Origin of the sequence: Psychrobacillus sp. FSL K6-2836 (genome assembly GCF_038003085.1) — a bacterium.
Classification (GTDB): domain Bacteria; phylum Bacillota; class Bacilli; order Bacillales_A; family Planococcaceae; genus Psychrobacillus.
In genome coordinates this window covers 1-22,483 of sequence record NZ_JBBOOM010000001.1, presented here as the reverse complement: position 1 = coordinate 22,483, position 22,483 = coordinate 1, and the positions used below count along the sequence as shown (strand labels likewise).

The window sequence follows — 22,483 nt, the reverse complement described above, 5'->3', positions numbered from 1 at the left end:
TAATGGCGATAACAATCAAAGATGTGGCGAAACTGGCCAATGTTGCTCCTTCAACTGTTTCTCGGGTGATTGCAAATAGCCCCCGTATAAGTGAAAATACAAAGAAACGAGTAAGGGACGCGATGGATGAACTTAAATATCATCCTAATTTTATCGCCCGTAGCCTAGCGAGTCAATCGACTAAAGTGATAGGTCTAGTTTTACCTCACTCATCAGGCGTATTTTTTCAAAACCCATTCTTTTCAGAGGTCATACAGGGATTAAGCGAGGGTGTACACGATAATCACTATGCACTACAAATGACTAGTGGAAAAACAGAGTTCGATTCCTATGAAGGGGTCGTTCAAATGGTTCAAGGTGGTCGAGTAGATGGTATTATCCTCCTTTACTCCATGATTGATGACAAAATTATGGAGTATTTAACAAAAAGAAAATTTCCTTTTGTTGTAATTGGAAAACCGTATGATTTAGTTGATAAAATTACCCACGTTGATAACGACAATTACATGGCGGCAAAAGAAGCTACCGAATATATAATAGAACTTGGTCATAAAAAAATTGGTTTTATAGGGGGAAGTCCAAGTTTAACGGTTACATTAGATCGTCTAAATGGATATAAAGAAGCTCTGAGGTCATCTAATATAGATTTGGATGAGGATTATATTATTCATGAAGACTTTCTACGTGAGGGTGGACAGGAGGCTGTCAAAGCACTCCTAAGAAGACCTATTCCCCCAACAGCCCTACTTGTTACGGATGATTTGATGGCGGTTGGTGTAGTAAATTCACTCACCGAAATGCAAATTGATATTCCAACTAAAGTATCGATTGTTAGCTTTAATAATGCATTGTTTGCAGAGATGTCTAGACCACCACTTACTTCTATTGATATTAATATTAAAGAACTAGGTTACCAAGCAGCTAGTAGTTTAATCCAATTATTAAAAAATGAAAATGAACCCGTTAAACGTATTATAGTACCTCATAGATTAGTTGTAAGACAATCATGTGATGTGGCACCTATAAAACCATAGTTGGTACCAAATGTTGGAAGTACATACACACAAATAGTTATATAATATTATTATGTAAACTAAATGCAGCGAAAAAGGAGGATTTTTATGTTTTCATTCAAAATAAACGACAAAACTTACTTAAAAATGCTCGATTTACGGGACACTGAACATTTGTTCGCATTAACAATTCAATCTAAGGATACGTTAAGAGAGTGGCTCCCATTTATAGATTTTACGAGAACTTCTGACGACACGAAAAATTTCATCCAATCAACCATGAAGCAATTTAGTGATAATAACGGTTTTCAAGCTGGGATTTGGTACGATGGGAGCCTTGCTGGTGTAATTGGGTTCCATAAAATTGATTGGAATAACAAATCGACTAGCATAGGTTATTGGTTAGGGAATGATTATGTTGGATTAGGATTAATGACTAAATCAGTAGAAGCATTTGTGGAGTATGCATTAGTAGAATTACAATTAAACCGAGTAGAAATTCGTGCTGCTGTACAAAACAAAAAAAGTAGGGCTATTCCTGAAAGACTTGGTTTCAAGGAAGAAGGATGTGTTAGGCAGGCGGAGTGGCTATATGACCATTATGTCGATCATGTAGTTTATGGAATGTTAGCAAGTGATTGGAAAAAGTAAAATAAAACCCTGATGTAACAGATCTAAAGTTACATCAGGATTTTATTATTTATACAAGTAGTAGTCCTGAGCATGAACAATTTGAAATCCAATTGATTCATATAATTTTAAAGCATACGTATTTTCTGTTTCTACTTCTAAATGGACAGTATTACCTTGAGTTGAATATTTTTTAACTACATATTGCAGTACTTTACGTCCAATTCCTTTACCACGAAAGTGGGGAAGCATACAAAATCCGTATATCCAAGCTTCGTTATCTTCTACTTTTACTCTTATTTTACCTACAGATCCCTCTTGAACATCAATGATATACACGCTATTGTCTATTTCAGAGTCTACTCTGTTTTCTATTTCTAAAGCACTTTCTTCATCTAACCCAAAAGATTCGACATTCAACTGAATGCGTAATGGAAGGTCCTTTTGTTCAGCTACTCTTAAAGCGAAGCCCGTTACTTCTCCTAAATCCTTTTGTTCCCATTTCATTTGGTGCTCAGAGAAGCTATAAACTGCTTTATTAGCGTTCAAAAATGCTTTTGCTTCTTCGGAACCAGCGGGAGCATTCAACAAAATTTTATGAAAGTCCTGTAGTCTCGCAAGAGCTATAGCTTGTTCAAATAGCTTAGAGAAATGGTGTTTTCTACGTTCCCGTGGTTTGACCATGCCACAAATCTCCACCGTCGTACCGAAGGGGTATAAGCCTAGAAATGCGATCAGCTCACTCTGGTCATACAGTAGGAAATCATAATTATTGTCGGTACGGCTTTTTAACATATCCCAATTTAGCTTTAACTGAATATTGTCATGTGTTTCACATTCTTTTTGTAGTGCTTCGATGTCATTTAATTGTTTTGTAGTTAACATATATACTCCTTTATAAATTAATAATGTACTATATTAATATTATAACGAATTTCACTAAAATAATATGTTTTTTCAGAAAATAAAAAACCATTCACTAGAGAATTCCTCTAATGAACGGTTCTTTTATCAATAAATTTTAGTGCATCACTTGGACAATTATGAACAACCCTTTTGCCATCTTCTCTAAGTGCACCATCTGGATATATCCATGGCTTTTTGTTTACGTTAAAAACAGAAGGGAGGTATTTAATGCAGTTTGCAGCATGGGTGCATTTTACGGGATGAAAGTAGATGTCTATTTCTTCTCCGTAATATTGTTTATAACCTTGTTTTACTAAGTCTTTTTCTGTATCATCCACTGCTTTACCTCCTTTTACTTACACTTCAATAATTATAGGAAGTATCATAGGTTTTCTTTTCGTGCGACTGTATAAAAGCTTTTCCAGTGACTTTTTAATGTTTTGCTTCAAAACACGTTGGTTTCTATTTGTATCTCTTGTTTTTGACACAGTGGACCGAACATTTTGATTGACTTCATGAATAAGTCCCTCAGATTCAGGTCCATATACAAATCCACGCGAGATAGTATCAGGCCCTGAAATAATTTTGCCATTTGCTTTACTTAATGTAGTTACGATAACTAACATCCCATCTTCGGAAAGCAATTTTCGATCTCGTAAAATAATTTCTCCTACGTCCCCAATACCAAAACCATCCACAAACACATTGCCAGCTTCAATGCTTCTCGTTTGGATAGCCTTTTCATTTTCAACATCTACTACATCTCCGTTTTGAATGATAAATATATTTTTACGTTCTACGCCTACTGATTCTGCTAAAAGTTGATGATGGTGCAGCATTCGATATTCCCCGTGGATAGGGATGAAGTATTTTGGTTTCATCAATGTGAGCATAAGTTTTAGCTCTTCTTGACAAGCATGACCAGAAACATGCATTCCAGTTACATTTCCGGAACCATAAATAACGTGGGCACCTAACGTATATAAGTTGTCTATAATTCTGGTAATACTCTTTTCATTGCCAGGGATTGGTCCAGCAGCGAAAATCACTGTATCCTCAGGAAGGACCTCCACTTGACGGTAGCTTGAACTTGCTAAACGAGACAAAGCAGCCATCGGTTCTCCTTGACTTCCTGTGCATAATATCACAATGTTTTCAGGATTCATTGTATTTATTTCATTTTGATCAACAAGCATTCCTTCGGGAATATTTAAATATCCTCGGTCCATAGCAACGGATACTACATTGACCATACTTCTACCCAACAAAGCCAGTTTCCGATTTGTCTTGATAGCTGCATTCACTATTGTTTGTACCCGGTGTACATTGGAAGCAAACGTAGAGATGAAAATCTTTCTTGGTGCTTTTCTAAACGCTTCCTCTACATGCTCCGCAATTTTACGTTCGGAAGGAGTAAAGCCTGGTCTTTCTGCATTAGTACTTTCTGAAAGGAGCAATAACACGCCATTTTGGCCGAGCTCCGCCATCTTATGAATGTCTGGATTCTGTTCATCTACAGGTGTCATGTCAAATTTAAAATCTCCTGTATGTACAATTGTTCCTTGAGAAGTGTGAAAAGCAATTCCTAAACAATCTGGGATACTATGGCTTACACGGAAAAAGGATGTTCTTATTGTTCCGAGTCTTAACTTGGAGTCCGAGTCTATTAAAAATAGCTGTGTATTTCTTAATAATCCATGCTCCTTTAATTTGATTTCGATTAAACCTAACGTTAAGTTGGTTGCATATATCGGGACATTGAGTTGTTTAAGGAAATAGGGAATACCTCCAATATGATCTTCATGCCCATGTGTAATTATTAAAGCTCTTACTTTATCCTCGTTCTCCAATAAATAGGAAATGTCCTGAATGATTAAATCTATACCTAGTAAGGTTTCATCTGGAAATTTAGACCCACAGTCAATTACAACAATATCGTCATCCGATTGTATGACATACATATTTTTCCCAATTTCATTTATTCCACCTAAAGCAAAAATCGATACTTTATTATTTTCAGTACTCATTGTTATCCTCCCATTCAAAATAGCTATACTAAGTATTGCCTTTTATTTTGGTTTTATAAGGAGTTTATTAATTTACTTGATGGGAGGGAGGAAGTTAATAAATAGGTGCTATGATTCTTGATGAATAAAAAAGAATGGATGATCGTGAAACATCTCACGACCATCCATTCTTTTTAGTTATTTACTCCGGAGGTAGGACTCGAACCTACGACCAACCGGTTAACAGCCGATTGCTCTACCACTGAGCTACTCTGGAATAGAAGATGTCTTACAAAAGTTAATATGAACCAATTATCATTAAAGTATACATGGCATTTTCCAAAAACATAAAAACGAAAAATTATTTAACTATTAATGCGGGACATTGCACACGTTTCATCACTTTATGGCTAACACTTCCTAGTACCATTTCTTGTAATGCATTCAATCCTCGGCTTCCGATTACAAGTATGTCTACTTTCTGTTCATTTGCATAGCGTACAATTTCTGGTCCTGGTGCACCTTTTAGTATAGTTATCTTATAATTTAAATGCTCTTCAATTAATAATTGTTCAACATTTGCAACTTTCCGTCGTCGTTCGATTAATAAGGATTCAGAGGATCTGGAATGAAGAACATCTTGTCTAGATTTCTCAATATCCACAACCATCACTAACTCTAAAATTGAGTTGCCTGAGCATTTTGCTAATTTAATCGCTTCATTTGCAGCACGAACAGAGTTTTCTGAGCCATCAGCTGCTAAAAGAATATGTTGATACATGGCATGTCCTCCTTAATGTGAAGTAGATATACCTAATAATTTTTGATAAAGTGTTTCACTTGCAGGATTTAAACCTTTTACAGTAATTTTTTTGCCTTGTTCTTCTAGCTTAGTTACTACTTTAACGATAGCACCAACAGAGGATTCATCCCATAAATGGCTACTAGATAAATCTATTGTAATATGATCAGCAGTAGCTTGTTCGATTGTTTGGATAAAATGTTGAGTAGAAGCAAAGAAGAGTGGGCCTTCAATAATATATGTCCCATCCCGTTCAGTTATTTTTACCTTTGAAATAGAAGCAACAAAGAACAGTGCACTTAAAATAACTCCAACTACAACACCAATCGCTAAATTATCTGTATACACAACAATTGCAACGGTAACAATCATAACAATAGCATCCGCCCTAGGTGCCGTCACAGCGTATTTAAACGAGCCCCAATCGAATGTTCCAATAGATACCATGACCATAATCCCTACTAACACAGGCATCGGAATATCTACAACTAAATCCCCCAGGACAATGATTAAAAATATTAAGAACACACCCGCGACTAAAGTTGACAGACGGCCACGCCCACCAGATTTAACATTAATCATGGATTGTCCAATCATCGCACAGCCAGCCATGCCTCCAAAAAATCCTGTGATGAAATTGGCAATACCTTGCCCGCGAGCTTCACGGTTTTTATCCGATTTAGTATCGGTCATATCATCCACAATTTGTGAGGTTAGTAAAGATTCTAAAAGACCGACGACTGCTAGAGCAAGAGAATAAGGTAAAATTATTTGAAGCGTCTCTAAATTAAACGGTACATCAGGTAGAAAGAAGCTTGGTAAACTTTGCGTAATGGTACCTAAATCACCAATTGTTTTTAAATCTATACCAAAAGTAAAAGTAATTGCAGTTAAAATGATAATGGCAATTAGTGGAGCCGGTATTGCTTTAAAAAAGCGGGGGACTGTATACACGATTAATAAAGTAACAGCGACAAAAATATACGTAATGATTCCCTCCCCTAAAATATGAGGGACTTGGGCCATAAAGATTAAAATAGCCAATGCATTTACAAAGCCAATCATTACAGAATTAGGTATAAAGCGCATTAGCTTTGCAATTTTAAAGACGCCCAAGAGAATCTGTATAACACCAGTTAATATAGTTGCTGCTAGCAAATAGTTTAAGCCATAATCGGCTACTAAATTTACCATAACAAGCGCCATGGCCCCAGTAGCCGCTGAAATCATTGCAGGTCTACCACCTACAAAGGCGATAATAACAGCAATACAAAATGATGCGTAAAGACCCACCATTGGGTCAACACCTGCGATAATAGAAAAAGCAATGGCTTCCGGAATTAGTGCTAAAGCGACAACGATACCTGATAAAATATCGCCTCTAATATTTCCAAACCATTGTTGTTGTAATGTTTGCATAAAAGTTCTCCTTCGGATATAGTCAATAATGATGTCCCAAAAACCTTAGTTTTAGGACAATCTGTAATATCATAACATGTCTTTTCCTAAAAAGGAATGGTTTTGGGAATATGGGGGAGAAAAATGAAATACGGATACAAAAGACCATTAACAAATGATGAAGACTCGAGGTTTCAGCTAATAGATATACCAAATATAGAAACCTACACAGAGCATCATCCATATATGAAAAAAAGACACGAATTAGATGCTTTAGTTATGAAGCTCTCGAATGGTGATCAACTATATGTACAAAATTTTGTTGTATTGGCGGATTCTCTAACGCATTTTCAAGATTTATTACGTGTATTTGAAAGAGATCAAGTTACAGTAACATTTATTGATGAAAACATAAAAAGTACGGATATTTTATCGATGAAGTTAATAGAAGTTCTAGAGTTAATGACAGATCTTCAAACAAAAATCAAACGTCATCAATCAATTTTTGGTGTACGTGAGGCCCAAAAGCAGGGGAAAGTCATTGGACGTCCTAAAAAATCTGATGATAATTTAAATCGAGCATTTTATATGTATGAAACTAAAGAATATACACTTCAGCAAATTAAAGACGAAACAGGTATAAGCAAATCAACGCTATATCGCTATTTAGACCAGTTTAAGCAGTGACACATGGTTTCGGCTAAAGATATGTTTTAGAGTGGTAAAATAAGCAGATATAGCGTAAAAACATAGATCATTATAAAGGTGTGAAAAGAATGTGGAAAATAGTAAACGGAAAGTTAATACAAACAGTTGATGAAACTAGAACTGAGTATAAAACACGGATAAGTGCTAGTTTAATAAAGAAGCTCAAAACGCTGGCAAAAGAATCCAATTCGAATATTGGATATTTATTAGAAAACGGATTTGAGAATATTTTAAATGAAAGTACATTAATCTATGACAAGAAAAATAGACCAAAAGATCGCGTAGAATTTAGGACTACATGTGATAAGGACTTACTGGAGAGTTTAAGGTTACTAGCTAAAAGCAATAAGTTAAATCTAAATGATGTAATAGAAGCAAGTATTCCGTACATAGATCAGAATAATGTAAAACATGCAAATTGGAGATATAGAATAGAAAAGGAGTGAAGAAGTGTACAAAAACTTAATCACAAAATAGGGATGTGGTCATAATATATATTATACTAAGTATCGTTTCATTATAGAAGTATACTTATAATATTGAGATATTAGAGAAATTTTTGTACATGTGTACATGGACAAGAACATCCATACAACACTTTTCTTGGTTCGAGGAATTGATTTTGAGACAGAACATCCATACACTTCTATTTATACTGTTTTTTTTTATGATAAAATTTATAATCACTTCGTTCTTTTTCTCATCTTTTATCATCAAAATTATTCATTACAATACTTACTGTCCACTCTCAATAATTATTTGAAACAGCAAAACCATTTTTCAAATAATTATTGATCATCCTGTATATCCGTATTCTTTGTTGTAATTTCCGGTTAGCTCTCCTCCCTTACATAAATTACGAAAAATAGACCATCGAATGGTTTCGTATACCTAAGCATCCGTTAGTGCAACAAGATTGATATTCTCAATTCAAATAATCTAATAAGAAATTATACATTATAATGATGGCAATTAAATTTAAAACTGCTTCGCTAATAGTTAGAATATATTGTTTTTGGTTCTGCGAATATTTCCATTCAAAAAATGCCCTTATAGTGTAATCTAATACAAAGTAGAAAAACGATGCAATTATTATCAGGTATATCGAATAATCTTCAATAATGATTAAGATATTGATAACGAGAAATGCAATCATCGAAGTAATTCTGATAGCCCAATCAATTTTTCTATGCATTTCGTTTATGTGATTGTAAGAAAAAAAGGGTTTTTTTTCTTTCTCTATTTTTAATAATTTTCCCAAAAGTAACTTAACAGTTGTATTTAAAATATATAAAATCAATAAAAAAAATGCGAGTTTTATCCAAATCATACAATACCCCCTTATTTAAATAAGCTGCGGTGTTAGTTGAACAACTAACCTTACGAATAACTCCCTTGTTAAAGCAGATAATATGGGTAAAAATGAACGTGAAGAATCTAAAAAAGAGTGAACATTTGCCTTATCAAGTAACTTGATAAGGCTGATAATTTATATAATCAATTCTCATTGAACTAAACTGCAGTGTTAGTTCAATAATAAAAAAGGCTTCACTCCTACTTGAAGTAAAGCACCCTTTAGTTGAAAAACGACATACATCAATTTTCTGTTTCTTTTTCGTCTCTCTCTTTTATATATCTTTCGTACGCCTCTTTCCCCCGGTCAATGCTATTGACTGGTACTACTTGTTTATGGATCTCACGAATTAAAGTAAATGACCTGAAAATGACTCCGACAATAATTGCACATAAGATATAGATTCCAATACTACCGAAGATAACCAAGATACCTAAAAGACCAGCTAATAGAATGGATAATAATAACTTCACAACACTCCCCCTTAATCTACCTAACTGTACATAAAAAGCTATCTAACAACAATCTTTCACTAAAGTAACCGTGAGTTGAAGAAGAAAAATCAACACTCGCACAAATTGCAGTAGAACGGTCCGCACATCTATGATTTCCGGTCAATCCTATTTTACCTAGTTCTCCTTCACAAAATTTAAATAGAGGTTTTGCATAAAGAAATTAATTCAATTAAGCCATAGCCATTCACTGCAACTTGAGCGTCTCATCCAATTTTTGAATCTTTGAGTGGGAAATTAAAAAAACATTGCCAAAAACGTCGATTTTGTCCCCCTTTACACGTACAGCGCAATCTTTGTTCGACGCATAAATATCTATTTCTTCCGATAGGAGAGATAGTTCGCTTTGAACCAGAGCAATGTTATTTTCAAGATCAAAATGAGATAGCACGGAAAAATTGTCAAGACCGATTCCGTTGTAAACAGAGCTCATTACAACTTCATATCCAAAGTTTTTCGAGCATAACCATTTAGCGGACATATTGATTGCACCAGCGCTTGCTCCCATCACAACGGCGCAGCTTTTTTTTATCGAATCCGATAATTCATATTCCATCAAAAACCCATTTTGTTTAAGAGTATTCCCACCCAACAAGAAAATGACTGAAGCATTTTGAATTATTGTTTGGGCATCTTCCTTTTGTACGCGATAATTAATTAAATGATATTCATCAAACGTAATGCCAGCCTGGACAAGCCACGAGCGTTCAGTAGCACCATCATCTTCATAAATATTTGGATTTGAGCTAATCAAAACAAGCGATTTTCTATCAGTTATATCCTCCAGTAACACCCTGCCCAGATTCTCTGGAAATAAATTGTTAAACCAACCTAAATAATAGTGAATTTTCATAAGTCCCCCCGTTATACATTACTCCGCAACTGAAATGATGCCACCGTAACTTCTAAGCCATTCGTCCACTGCTATTCGAGAGTAATAATTGAGTCCTCCGATTTGTATGAAAGGTATTTGACTTTCCGTTACACCGTTCCAAGCAGGTGCTGGCCCTAATAATATAGAGTCTTTCACACTAATACCTAAATACGCTGCTAATTCCTCTTGATTAATTAATTGACTCGGTTCTTTCGGTACTTCTATTACTGATTGTGGTGTAGCTTCTTTTTCGCTTAATTCCTTTGCGATGATGCCACCGCTTACTAAGACACTAACCGCTAAAAAGCAAACAGATAATGCCAATAGATTATTCTTCAAACGTACCCCTTCTCCCTCTAAATATATGTATCCATACTTGATTTGTCTAAATATATTCTATTTTTAATATTACCATATGTTAGGATATTTCCTCGTTATTAATAAGTAGTTTAGATAAAAAAGCGTTGCACATAGCAACGCTTAGGAGACGAGAACTTAGTTCAGCCCACATTAACTAATTCTTCAGCTGTCATGAATCGTGAATCATTGAAGGCAAAGATTAGTTTGGGATATGTAATATCTTCTAGCAATTCATGTTCTTGAAGCACCCGTCAGTTGAAGTAGAGAAACAGATTTAAAGTGTTAATGTTAATAAATTGTCTATATACGCATATTTTATTCAATTAACACCTGTGGCGTTATCAAAAGGCATAGGTTGTCCATTAACTAGAACATTAATTGTGTCATATTCCTCCTCACCACGAGTCAGTTTAAATACGTACTGATTTAGCTCATTATTTTCCTGTTTTGCTTTATCTAACTTAATGTTTAATATGTTATCTTTCACTTCAAGTTCGGCTGTAACTATTCCTTTAGATTGAAAAAGAATATACGCAGTATTTTCACCCTCATTAATTAGTTGCAGTGTGTAATCGGAGTTAACCCCTACTTGTACCTTATTAGGGACACCTTGAATTTCACTAATACTCGATTCTGTTGAATTACAAGCTGCTAATATCAATGTTAAAAATAGCATTAAACAAATTAGTTTTTTCAATTTAATTTTCTCCCGTCTTATTTGTGGTCATAAGTTATTATTCAACAAATGTATTAAAAGCCCTTCCCTAGTATTTTTAAATACGATTCCGTTTCCTCGTATTTTGAGCTATTCTTTACATACTCATTGTTGAACTAAGCTGTTGCTTTAGTTCAGTTAGATACTTCCCTCTTTATTAGTAACTTATATATCCATTCACGTATCCATAAGACTGCGAGTGCAAAAAAGTAAATAAGAAAACTACTATTACTATTAATTATCCAATCTAATAAATAGCATCTTTAGAATACTCATTGTGTTTATTTCCACTTCTTATTCCTCTACTTTTCCATAACGTGAAACTGTTAAACTACTTTTTTCTTTATTAGCCCATTCATAACTTAATTCTTTTCAATTGTTTAACCTTACCAAAGTATTAAAGTAAAACGGATAAACTCCCGCATCTTGACGAAATACCTTTATTTCTTTGACATCTTCTTTAGAAATTGACTCAATTTCAGTTATATCAAACATGACAGCAACTAGTAGTTCCTCTCTATCTTCTCTCTCACCTAACCGATAGTTTTGATAATTAAAGTATATTATAACTCCTAAAAAAATTATTAAAGCAAAAACATTTATAAGCCATTTTTTCTTCATAGGATTTAACCTCACTTTGTGTTGTATTTTCAAATACTCGACACCTTCTAGGTCCTCGACAATTCTTGCTCCTAGAAAAAAACAACCCATGATCTTTAACTATGAACCAATTAGATAATATAATTGTTTTCGTGCACTTCTAAATAGTTATATTTTATTGGTCTTGCGACTTTCAAGGAACTTGAAAACTGAGTAAGATACTATTAAGATTACCCCAATTAGAAATGCAATCAAGAAACCAAATATACCTAGAAAACCGACCCATCCTATCGTGAATGTAAGGAAAAATAGTACATAACAAAAACCAGCTAATATTATTGCAATAGGTACGTTAAAAGGAAATAATCGTTTCCAACCCAAAGCTAAAAAAGAAGAAATTAAAAGTATAACAACTGAAATGATTGTGTGTAAAAAGCCCCAACGGAATTCCGCACGAGACTGTCCTTCATCACCAAAAGTAGTGTGTGTTGTATTATTTAAGTCATATAACGTAATTGCTGCTGTAACAACACCCAACAATACAATTATTGTAAAAGTTGCCCAATTTATCGTTTTTAAATAATTTTTACTTTTTATTTTACTAACCCCCCCCAATAAAAAAATTAATCTCCTAATTGCATTTCCATATTCTTGTTTTAAACCCCTTCTTCAAGTAACCTGCATCTATACTTTCATACGTTCGAAACGAAAAGAAGTTCCAATTATAAGTTAATTTTCCATTCGAATTAACAAAAATTGCTTATCTGCTTATTAAACCAAGGCACTCGATAGTGGAAGAAGAATTATCATTATTAGGTCTATTTTTACATTTCCTAAAACAGCCTCATTCAATAGAATTTGCCATTTTTAAAAAGTCCTTAATAGTATAGTCATTTCCCTCACCCATTAGAGAAGGTATCATTAAATCGATAACCAGATTCTCTTTACTATCATGCCACGAAAGAATTTTACCATCTCCTTGACCATCCCAATGGGCTTCTATTCCATTGTTTAACTCCACTGTTTCTTGAGTTGCTAAGGTAGGATTTTCTTTAACAAAAAGGTTGGTTACATGTAAAATATCTTTCTTACCTTTAAAAATAATATCGATTAACAAGGGTCCTTTCACGCTCACACTAGTCTGTAAAGGCGTTATTTGTACCTGATTCAATTCGAAAGGAATCGTTGAATATTTTGGTATTTTTATTTTTCTTAAGATATCTTCAGGAATTTCCTCTTGGTTAGTCTCCAATTTAGGATTACTACTCAATAAATCCTCCCAATTACTTTCCTTTGATTCTTCTGTTTTTGAACATCCAAACATCAAAGTGACGAATATTAGGCAACTAAAAAGCATGAATAACTTAGTTTTTATTAGAAACACCCTTTCATAACATAATTCTATTTTTTCACCTACCTACCGCTTTAGTTCAATAAAAAAAGCTTTACTCCCTCTTGAAGTAAAGCACCCTTTAGTACAGAATTACTGCATACCGAGTTCTATGATTACAATTCAAAGAAATAAAAAGAGCCCAATATACAGAAAAATGCCATTATCCATAAAGTCAAATAAGTAGGTTTCTTTAGTTCTCTATCTAATGTTGATAAAGATTGAATAACTTTGATAACTACAGCTGCAAAGAGAGCTGCCATTAATGCGCCTATTAAGGTAGGAATGTCGATTAGATATTCATCAATTATTCTAAACAGTATAACTGCAAACGCTACCGAAGCAGCAGAAAGAAAATGCTTTAAATTCATTTGAATATCCTTTCTCATTACAATTCCCTATAACAAGTACTTCTATTTTTTATAACTTAAGATACAAGGTTGGGTCTCATTTATATCGATACCTTTTCACATGCTCACTTTTTCTTTCATTCCTACTTTCATTTTCTTCGCAATCCCTAACATGACTAACCTATGATAATCGTTGGATAAGGTTTGGATCATCAATTGCATCAACAGCAAATACATTAAACTCACCATATGTCTCATAAGGTAACGATTCCATAATGCTAATAATAAGATTAAATTGTTGAGATTTTATTCTTGAAATTTATATGGATATTTGAAAAAAGCCGATGTTCTCTTAGTAATTCTAACAAATCCATATTATCCCTATCTAAGTGGAGACCTCTTATCCCAACTGTTTCGGCTCCTTCAATATTTTCAATTTTATCATCAATAAATATACTTTCTTCTTTTTTAGCTTGTGTATGATGAAGTGCGATATTAAAAATGGCTTCACCAGGTTTTTCTTCATTTACAATGGAAGATAGAATAATAGAATCGAAATATTTACGAATTCCTAATCTATCAAATATCCAATCCATACTTGGCATAGCATTTGAAATAACAGCCAACCGATAATCTTTACTTAATTCCTCCAGAACAGTTATTACCTCTGGAAACAACTCACAATGACTAGCGTAATGAGCAAAGAAAAGTAACTCATTTGTTAGTTTTATATCTCCAAGTTCTTCTGCAATAGTCCCATAATAACGCTTAAAATATTGTTCCTATTCATTCCAATTTGTTATAAAAGGTAATTCATTTTGCTTTGCTTTCATGATAGCGAAATCAATCTTCTGCATTGGATAACCTCTTTCCTTCAAGAGATTCCTGACTCTGTCATCTCCTTTTACAAAGGTTTCAAAAAGAACACCACCAGCATCAAAAAAAATTACTTTCACTTCATTAATTATTTGTTTCATTTTAAACCTCCTTCGTAATGGGATACTTTGTTTTATATTTTGTTAGTTACCATGTAGCAAAAAAAGCTACACCACAGAGGGTGAAAATTGTTTCAAAACAGGTATGGATTAGTATAGCTGGCGAAGGAGGTCGATGAACATTTGTTTGTATTACATCCTGAAAGTAAAATAGTGATAAAAATTAAACCAATTGTTATTGCTTTCTTCAATGTATTTCCCCTTCTTGAAGTAAAGTCCTCATTAGTTTTACTTTTTAATCATCGTCATAAACTCTGCAAAATCCGTGCTAAATTCGTCTTTCTTAATAAAACCAAGCTTTTCATATAGATGAATAGCTCTTTGATTGAACTTTGCCACAGTTAATCGAATTGGGCTATCTATATAGTTTTCTTCAATATAACGAAGAATAAAAGAACAAAATTCAAAACCATTACCTTTGCCCACAATTTTAGGGTTCATGCCTAATCCCATATCAATCGATTCATCTGAATAAACACCAATGTTTTTCCCAAAAGGAACTTGAGCATTCTCTCCAGTACAAAAAAATCCAAATAATTCTTTCTGATCATTAACAAGTACATAGTATGAACCATCGAGTCTTTCCTTCATTTCTTCATCTGTTATTTCATTATTGTAAAAATCGTAGGGTTTTTCATATTCCCAGCCAAGTGTATCTTTTGCTATTTCTTCATTCATATTTTCTATAAATCATTTCATATTCTACACCCCTTCTCATAAATCAATTCGATAATCTTAGGGGATAATCCTTCTTCAACTAAACTGCTGTGTTTGCTGAAGAAGAAAAAAGAACTGTCTAAGCAGCCCTATGTTCTATTACTATGATTTCAGACGAAATCAAACTACATAAGGAACTGCGTAAACCAAGCAATATACTTTGCACCTGGAATGAATAAGACCTGAGCTAAAAGTGTTCCTAACAATCTTGATGTAACCATCATAATAGAAGCATTTTTTAATGTGACATAGTTCCCTTTTTTGTTAATTACATCATCTGCTAAGATTGAAATTTTTGGGTCAATAAATACAATTAGTAAGATTGTAGCGATACCATTTATTAAACCGGATGCCATAACAGCAGTTGTTGCTCGTTCAGGTGCAAGCAAAGCTGCATATAGTGCAGATAAAACTCCTATAGTATAAATTGCTGTAATTAATATATTAATGCAAAATAATTTGATAGGTATATCTTGCCAACTCATATCTTTTAAATATGTATATCTAGGGAGATGAATATGCTTTTTTACACGTCTTAAATATGAAAATGTAAATCCTTTTTTCAATAACGCTGGAATCGAACCTCGTTCTTCTGCTAAATGAATGATTGCTCTCGAAAAAACAGCAATAAATGTTGGTAACAAAAGTAAACCTAATATTGTGCCTAATGTTGCAGAACCAATTAGAATTCGATACTGACTTTCGACATATTCTAGAGCATTTTCTTTTGGTGCATTATCAATCAAGCTTCCCGTAAAAGGTTGTTGCATCATATTTGCTAGCCTTGAAACCATTACCATCACATTAAATAGGGAAAGTGCCGATGCTAATAGCTTCACTCTTGCCCCCGATAAACGTACTGAATAAGCTAAGGTCTCAATTGAATGAATTATTAAGATAAATAATGCAATCATTACTAATTGCGTTGTGAAAAATTCCAAAGACATTACCTGCTCCACTTATATTTGTTTGAAATAGTTTCCCGACTTTTTGTCCCTATCTCTCATTTACTTTATATAAACGAAATAGAATTAGATATTGTTTCCTAAGTGTTTTATATAATTCAGCACTAGAACCTTTTTTAACTAACCTGCACCTCCAATTTTAGAGGTTTCCCAATGGTCCTTCCCTATATACCAAGATTCCAGCTCCACTTCTCAATGAAATTTCTCAGCAAATTGGCATTCCATCTGAAGACATTACAGGGAATGACTTATTAAAAGTAATATCTATGAATATTACTAGTCAAAATAATGATAATGTATCGCCCTATCTGAAATGAAAAATTTAGAAAGCCTCTACGTGTCTACCCTTATTAATATTAGCGAAATTAAAAACAAAGATGCTGCCTAAAATTTAGTTCAAGCATTCTTAATTTACAGTTGAAATACCGTACTTAGTTATTAATGATCTCAATAATTTTTTGTTGAGCATCTTTAGCTTCAGGGATTGGCATTACAACAAACACATGATTCATTTTTGGATAAACAAAAGTATTGTTCTCAATTCCTTGCTCTGTTAGTTTTTCTTCAAGTTTTATAGCATCTGGATATAAACCTTCGTGTGTTCCAATAAAGTGAGTGATTTTCCCAAGTCCTTTAAAGTTACCGTAGATAGGACTAATTAATGGGTCATCTATGTTCTTATCAGCTGCCCAAATCCTTGTAATCACTTCCATTCCTCCAACAGCCAACATTGGGTCCTTTTTTTCATATTCAGGTATAAGTGGATTATCAAGCCCCATATCAACACAGGCAGATAGCAAAATGATATCTTTTGGTTGTGGTATGTTATTCGTTTTTAAAAGATGTGCCAAACCAAGTGATATATTTCCACCTGCCGAATCCCCCATTATGGTCAATTGATTAGGACTTTCAACGGTTCCAAGAATTTCATTATATAGGTTTAAGAGTTTTGGGTAGGTGTGCTGATAACTAAAATTAGGTACTTTAGGATAAATAGGAGCAATAATTTTTGCATTTAATGACTGAGCCATTTTATCCATGAACCTCCAGTGAAAAATTAGTGGTTGATTAGTCCAAGCACCTCCATGAATATAGAGAATTACTTTTTGTTTCAAAGAATTTTGGTCATTTAATGTGAAAACCTTCATGTCCTCAATTACTTGCTCCTTAATATCGCTGGAAAATTTAGCATTCCCTATAGCGTAGGGCTTAATATTTTCGGTCCCCCTTTGTTTTACGAACTGTGAGGTGTTTTCAATAGTGGAAAACCCCTTTTTTGTATTACGCAAAGTTAAATATTTTTCAAAAAGATAACTTTGTAAAGAACGTTTTTTGCTGTAAATTTGTAAACTCATTTTTATATCCCCTTTCATAAACCTCTTTTTTTATTGATCATTCTGTTTAGTTTATGAAATAACGTAAATAGGTATTTTTCTCTTCTTCAGAAGTTTTTATCAAGTTTGAAAGCTTGTTCTGAATAGAACTTAGAATTTTAATCTTCTTTTCAAGTTGTTATTCACAACACCCTTTATAACACCGATCCAATTGTTAATTTACATATATTAACTTATTCTATACTATTTCAAAGTACTCCTTCTTCAACTAAACTGATTCATTAGTTCAATAAGAAAAAGTCTTTACTATGTTAACTACATCATCTTTTGTTTAACCTCGACGTAATACAACCATAGTTACATTCCTATTAATAATTTGGATAAAGACTGCCCGATATTCGAGGTGTAGACTAAATCCACGTCAATAACCTACAGCTAATTATATATCCTCAAATAAGTTACTCAACAATCTGGCCCGATTGTTGAACACAAGTTAAACATCACTGTTCAACTAACCTTCACCGAATGTTAAAGTGAGTATCAATTAGTTATAAAATACTATACTGCTCCTACTGTTTATTTAGAGAAAGGTTTCATTTCTTTTATTTTGCAATTGACTAGTAATTACATTATTATAAATACATGCATGTGCATGCATTTTATTTATAGGGGGTTAGTTATTTATGAAAACAATCGGAACACCATTCGAAGTGAAAGGCTTAACACTTAAAAACCGAACTATCATGGCACCAATGTGTCAATACTCAGTAGAGAAAGAAGATGGTATACCGAACGATTGGCACTTCGTTCACTATGTATCAAGAGCTGTTGGTGGCACTGGATTAATCATTATGGAAATGACAAGTGTAACACCTGAGGGAAGAATAACGAATCAAGATCTAGGTTTGTGGGATGATATCCAAATACCAGCATATCAGCGTATTGTATCTGAAGTTCATAAATATGGTGCCAAAATTGGCATCCAAATTGCTCACGCAGGAAGAAAAGCTGAGGATGCAGTTCAGCCAGTTGGACCTTCTAACATTGCAGGTAAGGCACTTCCTGAAGAAACGAAAAATGGTTCATTGAAGCAATCACATGCTTTAACAATTGATGAAATTCAGGAAATCATCAAGCAATTTAAAACAGCTACTAGAAGAGCAGTAGCTGCAGGCTTTGATACAATAGAGCTTCATGGCGCGCATGGTTACTTATTACATCAATTTATGTCTCCAAGTATTAATAATCGTACAGATGAATATGGTCAAGATCTCGCGAAATTTGGTGTAGAAGTAATTCATGCAGTCAAATCTGTCATGCCAGAAGATATGCCTTTAATCATGCGAATTTCTGCTATTGAATATATTGATGGTGGTTACGGATTAGACCATTCCTTACAAATAGCTGAGCAATTTAAAACAGCTGGTGTCGATATATTCCATGTATCAACTGGTGGCGAAGGCATTCCAGGTTCTTTAAAACCAGGCAATTATCCTGGCTATCAAGTACCTTTTGCTAGAGCCTTCAAAGAAAAATTTAAACTGCCAGTGATTGCAGTAGGTATGTTAAGTGATCCACAAGTAGCAGAGGCTACTTTATCTAATGGGGACGCCGATTTAATCGCCGTTGCAAGGGGGATATTGAATGATCCGTATTGGAGTTTACACGCGATCAAAGAGATTACACGCGAAGTTACCCCGCCAATTCAATATGCTCGAGGCATTCGATAACGATGATATGATACACTAGGCTTAGCATTTTTTGAAAGGCGATGGCAATGAATAATTCTGAACAATTAATCCATACATGGATGAACTTTTCCAAATTCCATAATCGAATTACACGCGCTCTTGATCATTTACTCCAACAAAAATATCAACTTGGATTAAATGAATTTTATTTATTAATATTTCTAAATGAAACAGAAGAAAAGCAGTTACGTTTATCAGAGCTTCAGAATATGGTAGGACTTAGTCAAAGCGCACTTTCTCGTTTAGTTTCAAGACTTGAGCAACACCATTTTCATGCAGTAGAACGAGCTAGTCTTGCAGAAGATAAACGTAGTGTTTATGCAGTACTGACTCCTAGTGGAGCGCAGCATATTGTTGACATCATGAAGGAAGTGAATATCGTTTTAGAACAATCGCTTTCTACTAAAGATATAAAAAATATAAAATTATTCGCAGAATAACTTTAATTGTCGAAAGGCATTATCAGAGTTTCCCCTATAAGGAGTCTCTTGATATGTCTTTTTTAATATTGATTTTCTCCTTGTTCAACTAAACTGCCCTGTTAGTTCAATAAGAAAAGTGCTTCACTCCTTCTTGAAGTAAAGCACCCGTTAGTTGAATATTCACCTTCTCATTTATTGCACATTATGGTTGAACTGTGCTGTAAGAATTGACGAACAGATGATGCATTTGTTATAATCTCCCCATCAAACAGGAAAAGGATGAGGACGATGGTTCGTCGTTTGAAACGGTTTAAGAATGTTGCTACGGCATTAAGCTTCTAAGTAAAAAATGATTTATACTACTTAGAAGCGAGGGAAAAAAATGAAACAACAACGATTTAAGCACTGGTCTGAAATTAAGTATTTAAAAGATATTGTCACCAACCCTATGATTGAAGTAGGGGAGTACTCCTACTATTCTGGTTATTACGATAATCAAAATTTTGAAGATGGGTGCGTTAGATACCTATGGGGAGATGAAAAATCAAGAAAGTTATTTAACCCCATCGAAGACTATGGTTGGCATTTAGATAAGTTGATTATTGGAAATTACGTATGCATTGCAAGTGGTGTAATTATTTTAATGGGCGGAAATAACAATCATCATCCTGAATGGATTACCGTGTATCCGTTTGTGGAACAAATTGAATCTTCTTACGAACCAAAAGGGAATACAATCATCGAAAATGATGCATGGATTGGCATGAATGCGATGATTATGCCTGGCGTGACCATTGGTGAAGGTGCCATTGTTGCGGCTGGATCAGTCGTTGCAAAAGATGTCCCACCATATACGATAGTAGGTGGCAACCCTGCTAAAGAGATAAAGAAACGCTTTACAGACAAAGAAATCGAAAAGTTGCAGGAAATGCGTTGGTTCGATTGGGAACGTGAAAAAATTGATCGAGCTAGTCATATCATGTCCAGTTCTTCTATTAACCAATTATATGACTTTTATAAAAGGGAAATTAAACCATAATCTTTCATTTTTATATTGTCTCTTTATTTAAAAACGAATAAGTTTAATAAGTCATAGTCCCTTCTTAATAGCTAATTAAGAAGGGACTATTTTTTAAAGTGAAAACTAATTACTGTGCAGATTGTGTCAAATGCGACATAAAAACTCCAATTTTCCTCCTCAACTAAACTGCCGGTTTTGTTCAATAAGAAAAAAAGCTTTACTTCTGCTTGAAGTAAAGCACCAGTTAGTTGAAGAAGAAGCAACGTTAATAACAATGTTCTTGATTTGGGTCGAACGTTCCCTTCATCCTTTCGGACAACGGATTGCCGTTCCCAGTGAGTCCGCTATTAAATTCCATCATATTTATTTCACTGACTGGTTTTCCATCTTTGTCTATATAAAAGGCTTTACTTTTGTGCCACCCTAAATCTGTAATAAACTTTGATGGTGATGAAGTTAGAATATTCCCGTTTTCAGGTACTGTTAATAGCAAGGAATCATCTATGATTTCTAGTTCTTTCTCTTTAGGTTGGTTAAAATATAGATTAAAACATCCTTTAAAACCTTCTGGTAAATGATAAACAACTGTTGTTTCATGGCTTGTTTTACTTATCCACCATATTAAGATTACTGTCAGAACTATACTAAGTAATAACCATTTTTTCTTCCCCATATCACTACCCCAATCACCGACTACTGACACTCTATATCGTTACTTTTAGAATTTTTCTTGTTCAACTAACCTGCCGATATAGTTCAATAAGAAAAAGGCTTTACCCCTTTTTGAAGTAAAGCACCTGTTAATTTAAGTATAACTTCTCAAAATGTGCTTCGTTATTCGTAATTGGAACTGTGATAGTATATTAAAGTATGGGACCCATTCGCTTTTAAATGATTACCATTATTTCGATAGATCCGTTAGAAGAAAATTAGAAGTAATGCTCCTGCGATGAAACAATAGTATGTAAAATAAACTAGCTTCCCATTTTTCATAATTCCCATAAACCACTTCATCGCAAAATAGGTCATTAAAAGTGTTGCAATAAATGCAGCTAAATACGGAATAGCTAAGTCTCCTTTATTCGGTTCATTCAGAAAATCAGAGAACCCTAGTATAACTCCTCCAAGACTCACGGGAATATATAACATAAATGAAAATCGAAGTGCCGTATCTTGTTTCATTCCAACAGCGATAGCTGAAATAATCGTTGCACCTGAACGACTAATCCCTGGCGTTAACGCGACAGCCTGCCCTAATCCCACAATGAAAGCATCTTTTATTGTAATATCACGCTCGTCTTTTTTACCTTTTAGATTGCGAATTAACCACAAGGCAATCCCGGTTACGAAGAGCATCACGGCAATCGTTGTCATACTAACATTTTCTGCTATATAGTCACTTAACACTATTCCAAGGACAGCTGCTGGAATAGTGCCAATAACGACAAAGAAAACAAAACGAAAATCACTCTTATAACGAAGATTTTTCGTTTTCAAATAAAGTTGTGAATTTACTGCAAGTCTTGTGATATCTTTTCTATAAATATAAAGTATTGCAAATAGTGAGGCTGTATTTGTTAATATGGCAAACGTAAATCCTTGTTCACCTAGCCCCAAAATCTCACTAGCAATCATTACGTGACCGCTAGATGACACTGGA

27 protein-coding genes, 1 tRNA gene and 1 pseudogene are annotated in these 22,483 nt (G+C 34.0%); 7 read left to right on the top strand and 22 right to left on the bottom strand.

Annotated features, from left to right (window positions below; all coding sequences use genetic code 11):
* The first annotated feature begins 2 nt into the window (after window positions 1–2).
* Both MKY37_RS00145 and MKY37_RS00140 read left to right on the top strand, forming a co-directional pair.
* The gene (locus MKY37_RS00145) at window positions 3–1,034 is read left to right on the top strand and encodes a LacI family DNA-binding transcriptional regulator (RefSeq protein ID WP_340772474.1); all 1,032 of its coding nucleotides are present in this window, start codon (window positions 3–5) and stop codon (window positions 1,032–1,034) included.
* A gap of 87 nt (window positions 1,035–1,121) precedes the next feature.
* Entirely contained in the window at window positions 1,122–1,664 is a 543-nt protein-coding gene (locus MKY37_RS00140; RefSeq protein ID WP_340772472.1) for a GNAT family N-acetyltransferase, read from the top strand.
* A gap of 45 nt (window positions 1,665–1,709) precedes the next feature.
* Here MKY37_RS00140 and MKY37_RS00135 read toward each other — a convergent pair whose 3' ends face one another.
* The 6 genes from MKY37_RS00135 to MKY37_RS00110 all read right to left on the bottom strand — a co-directional run bounded on the left by MKY37_RS00135 (window position 1,710) and on the right by MKY37_RS00110 (window position 6,776).
* Window positions 1,710–2,528 (bottom strand): GNAT family N-acetyltransferase, encoded by an 819-nt coding sequence (locus MKY37_RS00135; RefSeq protein WP_340772470.1) that lies wholly within the window; start codon window positions 2,526–2,528, stop codon window positions 1,710–1,712.
* 107 nt (window positions 2,529–2,635) lie between these two features.
* Window positions 2,636–2,887, bottom strand: coding sequence for a (4Fe-4S)-binding protein (locus MKY37_RS00130; protein ID WP_340772469.1), 252 nt, complete (start codon window positions 2,885–2,887; stop codon window positions 2,636–2,638).
* Between the two features lie 18 nt (window positions 2,888–2,905).
* On the bottom strand, window positions 2,906–4,576 hold the full coding sequence (locus tag MKY37_RS00125) for a ribonuclease J (RefSeq protein ID WP_340772468.1): 1,671 nt from the start codon (window positions 4,574–4,576) through the stop codon (window positions 2,906–2,908).
* A gap of 184 nt (window positions 4,577–4,760) precedes the next feature.
* A tRNA-Asn gene (locus MKY37_RS00120) sits at window positions 4,761–4,832 on the bottom strand.
* An 84-nt stretch (window positions 4,833–4,916) separates the two neighbouring features.
* A complete protein-coding gene (locus MKY37_RS00115; RefSeq protein ID WP_340772467.1) occupies window positions 4,917–5,336 on the bottom strand; it encodes a universal stress protein in 420 nt (139 codons plus the stop codon).
* A 12-nt stretch (window positions 5,337–5,348) separates the two neighbouring features.
* Complete coding sequence (locus MKY37_RS00110; RefSeq protein ID WP_340772465.1) at window positions 5,349–6,776, bottom strand: SulP family inorganic anion transporter; 1,428 nt, start codon at window positions 6,774–6,776, stop codon at window positions 5,349–5,351.
* Window positions 6,777–6,899: 123 nt separating this feature from the next.
* Here MKY37_RS00110 and MKY37_RS00105 point away from each other — a divergent pair, with 123 nt between their 5' ends.
* Window positions 6,900–7,442: a helix-turn-helix domain-containing protein gene (locus MKY37_RS00105; RefSeq protein ID WP_340772464.1), complete on the top strand. Its 543-nt coding sequence runs from the start codon at window positions 6,900–6,902 to the stop codon at window positions 7,440–7,442.
* A gap of 89 nt (window positions 7,443–7,531) precedes the next feature.
* On the top strand, window positions 7,532–7,909 hold the full coding sequence (locus MKY37_RS00100) for an rRNA methyltransferase (RefSeq protein WP_340779797.1): 378 nt from the start codon (window positions 7,532–7,534) through the stop codon (window positions 7,907–7,909).
* 479 nt (window positions 7,910–8,388) lie between these two features.
* Here the strand turns inward: MKY37_RS00100 and MKY37_RS00095 are convergent, their stop codons facing one another.
* From MKY37_RS00095 to MKY37_RS00030, 14 genes and pseudogenes are all read right to left on the bottom strand, one after another.
* Window positions 8,389–8,793 (bottom strand): DUF4181 domain-containing protein, encoded by a 405-nt coding sequence (locus MKY37_RS00095; protein WP_340772463.1) that lies wholly within the window; start codon window positions 8,791–8,793, stop codon window positions 8,389–8,391.
* Between the two features lie 266 nt (window positions 8,794–9,059).
* Window positions 9,060–9,290, bottom strand: a complete 231-nt coding sequence (locus tag MKY37_RS00090) for an ATP-dependent Lon protease (RefSeq protein WP_340772462.1) — start codon at window positions 9,288–9,290, stop codon at window positions 9,060–9,062.
* Window positions 9,291–9,516: 226 nt separating this feature from the next.
* Window positions 9,517–10,182, bottom strand: a complete 666-nt coding sequence (locus tag MKY37_RS00085) for a Type 1 glutamine amidotransferase-like domain-containing protein (RefSeq protein ID WP_340772460.1) — start codon at window positions 10,180–10,182, stop codon at window positions 9,517–9,519.
* Window positions 10,183–10,200: 18 nt separating this feature from the next.
* A complete protein-coding gene (locus MKY37_RS00080; protein WP_340772458.1) occupies window positions 10,201–10,542 on the bottom strand; it encodes a hypothetical protein in 342 nt (113 codons plus the stop codon).
* 340 nt (window positions 10,543–10,882) lie between these two features.
* On the bottom strand, window positions 10,883–11,260 hold the full coding sequence (locus MKY37_RS00075; RefSeq protein ID WP_340772456.1) for a peptidylprolyl isomerase: 378 nt from the start codon (window positions 11,258–11,260) through the stop codon (window positions 10,883–10,885).
* Between the two features lie 390 nt (window positions 11,261–11,650).
* Window positions 11,651–11,899 carry a hypothetical protein gene (locus tag MKY37_RS00070; RefSeq protein WP_340772454.1) on the bottom strand — a complete coding sequence of 83 codons (249 nt, stop codon included), beginning with the start codon at window positions 11,897–11,899 and terminating at the stop codon, window positions 11,651–11,653.
* A gap of 147 nt (window positions 11,900–12,046) precedes the next feature.
* On the bottom strand, window positions 12,047–12,493 hold the full coding sequence (locus tag MKY37_RS00065) for an RND transporter (protein WP_340772452.1): 447 nt from the start codon (window positions 12,491–12,493) through the stop codon (window positions 12,047–12,049).
* A gap of 229 nt (window positions 12,494–12,722) precedes the next feature.
* Window positions 12,723–13,202 (bottom strand): hypothetical protein, encoded by a 480-nt coding sequence (locus tag MKY37_RS00060; protein WP_340772450.1) that lies wholly within the window; start codon window positions 13,200–13,202, stop codon window positions 12,723–12,725.
* A 182-nt stretch (window positions 13,203–13,384) separates the two neighbouring features.
* Window positions 13,385–13,657: a hypothetical protein gene (locus tag MKY37_RS00055; protein ID WP_340772447.1), complete on the bottom strand. Its 273-nt coding sequence runs from the start codon at window positions 13,655–13,657 to the stop codon at window positions 13,385–13,387.
* A gap of 251 nt (window positions 13,658–13,908) precedes the next feature.
* A pseudogene (locus MKY37_RS00050) lies at window positions 13,909–14,385 on the bottom strand (HAD family hydrolase); the annotation flags it as partial.
* Between the two features lie 15 nt (window positions 14,386–14,400).
* Entirely contained in the window at window positions 14,401–14,595 is a 195-nt protein-coding gene (locus tag MKY37_RS00045) for a hypothetical protein (RefSeq protein ID WP_340772445.1), read from the bottom strand.
* A 246-nt stretch (window positions 14,596–14,841) separates the two neighbouring features.
* Window positions 14,842–15,291 carry a GNAT family N-acetyltransferase gene (locus MKY37_RS00040; protein WP_340772443.1) on the bottom strand — a complete coding sequence of 150 codons (450 nt, stop codon included), beginning with the start codon at window positions 15,289–15,291 and terminating at the stop codon, window positions 14,842–14,844.
* A gap of 164 nt (window positions 15,292–15,455) precedes the next feature.
* The gene (locus tag MKY37_RS00035) at window positions 15,456–16,244 is read right to left on the bottom strand and encodes a lipid II flippase Amj family protein (RefSeq protein WP_340779794.1); all 789 of its coding nucleotides are present in this window, start codon (window positions 16,242–16,244) and stop codon (window positions 15,456–15,458) included.
* Window positions 16,245–16,726: 482 nt separating this feature from the next.
* Window positions 16,727–17,650, bottom strand: a complete 924-nt coding sequence (locus MKY37_RS00030; RefSeq protein ID WP_340772441.1) for an alpha/beta hydrolase — start codon at window positions 17,648–17,650, stop codon at window positions 16,727–16,729.
* Between the two features lie 662 nt (window positions 17,651–18,312).
* On the opposite strand from MKY37_RS00030, the gene MKY37_RS00025 reads away from it, so the two are divergent.
* The 3 genes from MKY37_RS00025 (at window position 18,313) to MKY37_RS00015 (ending at window position 20,841) form a co-directional block, all read left to right on the top strand.
* On the top strand, window positions 18,313–19,359 hold the full coding sequence (locus MKY37_RS00025) for an NADH:flavin oxidoreductase/NADH oxidase (protein ID WP_340772439.1): 1,047 nt from the start codon (window positions 18,313–18,315) through the stop codon (window positions 19,357–19,359).
* Window positions 19,360–19,406: 47 nt separating this feature from the next.
* A complete protein-coding gene (locus tag MKY37_RS00020) occupies window positions 19,407–19,820 on the top strand; it encodes a MarR family winged helix-turn-helix transcriptional regulator (protein WP_340772437.1) in 414 nt (137 codons plus the stop codon).
* 364 nt (window positions 19,821–20,184) lie between these two features.
* Window positions 20,185–20,841, top strand: a complete 657-nt coding sequence (locus MKY37_RS00015) for a CatB-related O-acetyltransferase (protein ID WP_340772435.1) — start codon at window positions 20,185–20,187, stop codon at window positions 20,839–20,841.
* A 247-nt stretch (window positions 20,842–21,088) separates the two neighbouring features.
* On the opposite strand, the gene MKY37_RS00010 is transcribed toward MKY37_RS00015, so the two are convergent.
* A complete protein-coding gene (locus MKY37_RS00010; RefSeq protein ID WP_340772434.1) occupies window positions 21,089–21,496 on the bottom strand; it encodes a DUF6843 domain-containing protein in 408 nt (135 codons plus the stop codon).
* A gap of 245 nt (window positions 21,497–21,741) precedes the next feature.
* A partial coding sequence (locus MKY37_RS00005; protein ID WP_340772432.1) for an undecaprenyl-diphosphate phosphatase occupies window positions 21,742–22,483 on the bottom strand: 742 nt, incomplete at its 5' end.

Coding starts and splice junctions, on each gene's coding strand:
- MKY37_RS00070 (WP_340772454.1), bottom strand. CDS start 11,899: ATGAAGAAAAAATGGCTTATAAATGTTTTTGCTTTAATAATTTTTTTA.
- MKY37_RS00140 (WP_340772472.1), top strand. CDS start 1,122: ATGTTTTCATTCAAAATAAACGACAAAACTTACTTAAAAATGCTCGAT.
- MKY37_RS00045 (WP_340772445.1), bottom strand. CDS start 14,595: ATGAAACAAATAATTAATGAAGTGAAAGTAATTTTTTTTGATGCTGGT.
- MKY37_RS00025 (WP_340772439.1), top strand. CDS start 18,313: ATGAAAACAATCGGAACACCATTCGAAGTGAAAGGCTTAACACTTAAA.
- MKY37_RS00040 (WP_340772443.1), bottom strand. CDS start 15,291: ATGAATGAAGAAATAGCAAAAGATACACTTGGCTGGGAATATGAAAAA.
- MKY37_RS00055 (WP_340772447.1), bottom strand. CDS start 13,657: ATGAGAAAGGATATTCAAATGAATTTAAAGCATTTTCTTTCTGCTGCT.
- MKY37_RS00110 (WP_340772465.1), bottom strand. CDS start 6,776: ATGCAAACATTACAACAACAATGGTTTGGAAATATTAGAGGCGATATT.
- MKY37_RS00115 (WP_340772467.1), bottom strand. CDS start 5,336: ATGTATCAACATATTCTTTTAGCAGCTGATGGCTCAGAAAACTCTGTT.
- MKY37_RS00085 (WP_340772460.1), bottom strand. CDS start 10,182: ATGAAAATTCACTATTATTTAGGTTGGTTTAACAATTTATTTCCAGAG.
- MKY37_RS00105 (WP_340772464.1), top strand. CDS start 6,900: ATGAAATACGGATACAAAAGACCATTAACAAATGATGAAGACTCGAGG.
- MKY37_RS00030 (WP_340772441.1), bottom strand. CDS start 17,650: ATGAGTTTACAAATTTACAGCAAAAAACGTTCTTTACAAAGTTATCTT.
- MKY37_RS00010 (WP_340772434.1), bottom strand. CDS start 21,496: ATGGGGAAGAAAAAATGGTTATTACTTAGTATAGTTCTGACAGTAATC.
- MKY37_RS00060 (WP_340772450.1), bottom strand. CDS start 13,202: ATGTTTGGATGTTCAAAAACAGAAGAATCAAAGGAAAGTAATTGGGAG.
- MKY37_RS00015 (WP_340772435.1), top strand. CDS start 20,185: ATGAAACAACAACGATTTAAGCACTGGTCTGAAATTAAGTATTTAAAA.
- MKY37_RS00145 (WP_340772474.1), top strand. CDS start 3: ATGGCGATAACAATCAAAGATGTGGCGAAACTGGCCAATGTTGCTCCT.
- MKY37_RS00135 (WP_340772470.1), bottom strand. CDS start 2,528: ATGTTAACTACAAAACAATTAAATGACATCGAAGCACTACAAAAAGAA.
- MKY37_RS00125 (WP_340772468.1), bottom strand. CDS start 4,576: ATGAGTACTGAAAATAATAAAGTATCGATTTTTGCTTTAGGTGGAATA.
- MKY37_RS00100 (WP_340779797.1), top strand. CDS start 7,532: ATGTGGAAAATAGTAAACGGAAAGTTAATACAAACAGTTGATGAAACT.
- MKY37_RS00095 (WP_340772463.1), bottom strand. CDS start 8,793: ATGATTTGGATAAAACTCGCATTTTTTTTATTGATTTTATATATTTTA.
- MKY37_RS00035 (WP_340779794.1), bottom strand. CDS start 16,244: ATGATTGCATTATTTATCTTAATAATTCATTCAATTGAGACCTTAGCT.
- MKY37_RS00020 (WP_340772437.1), top strand. CDS start 19,407: ATGAATAATTCTGAACAATTAATCCATACATGGATGAACTTTTCCAAA.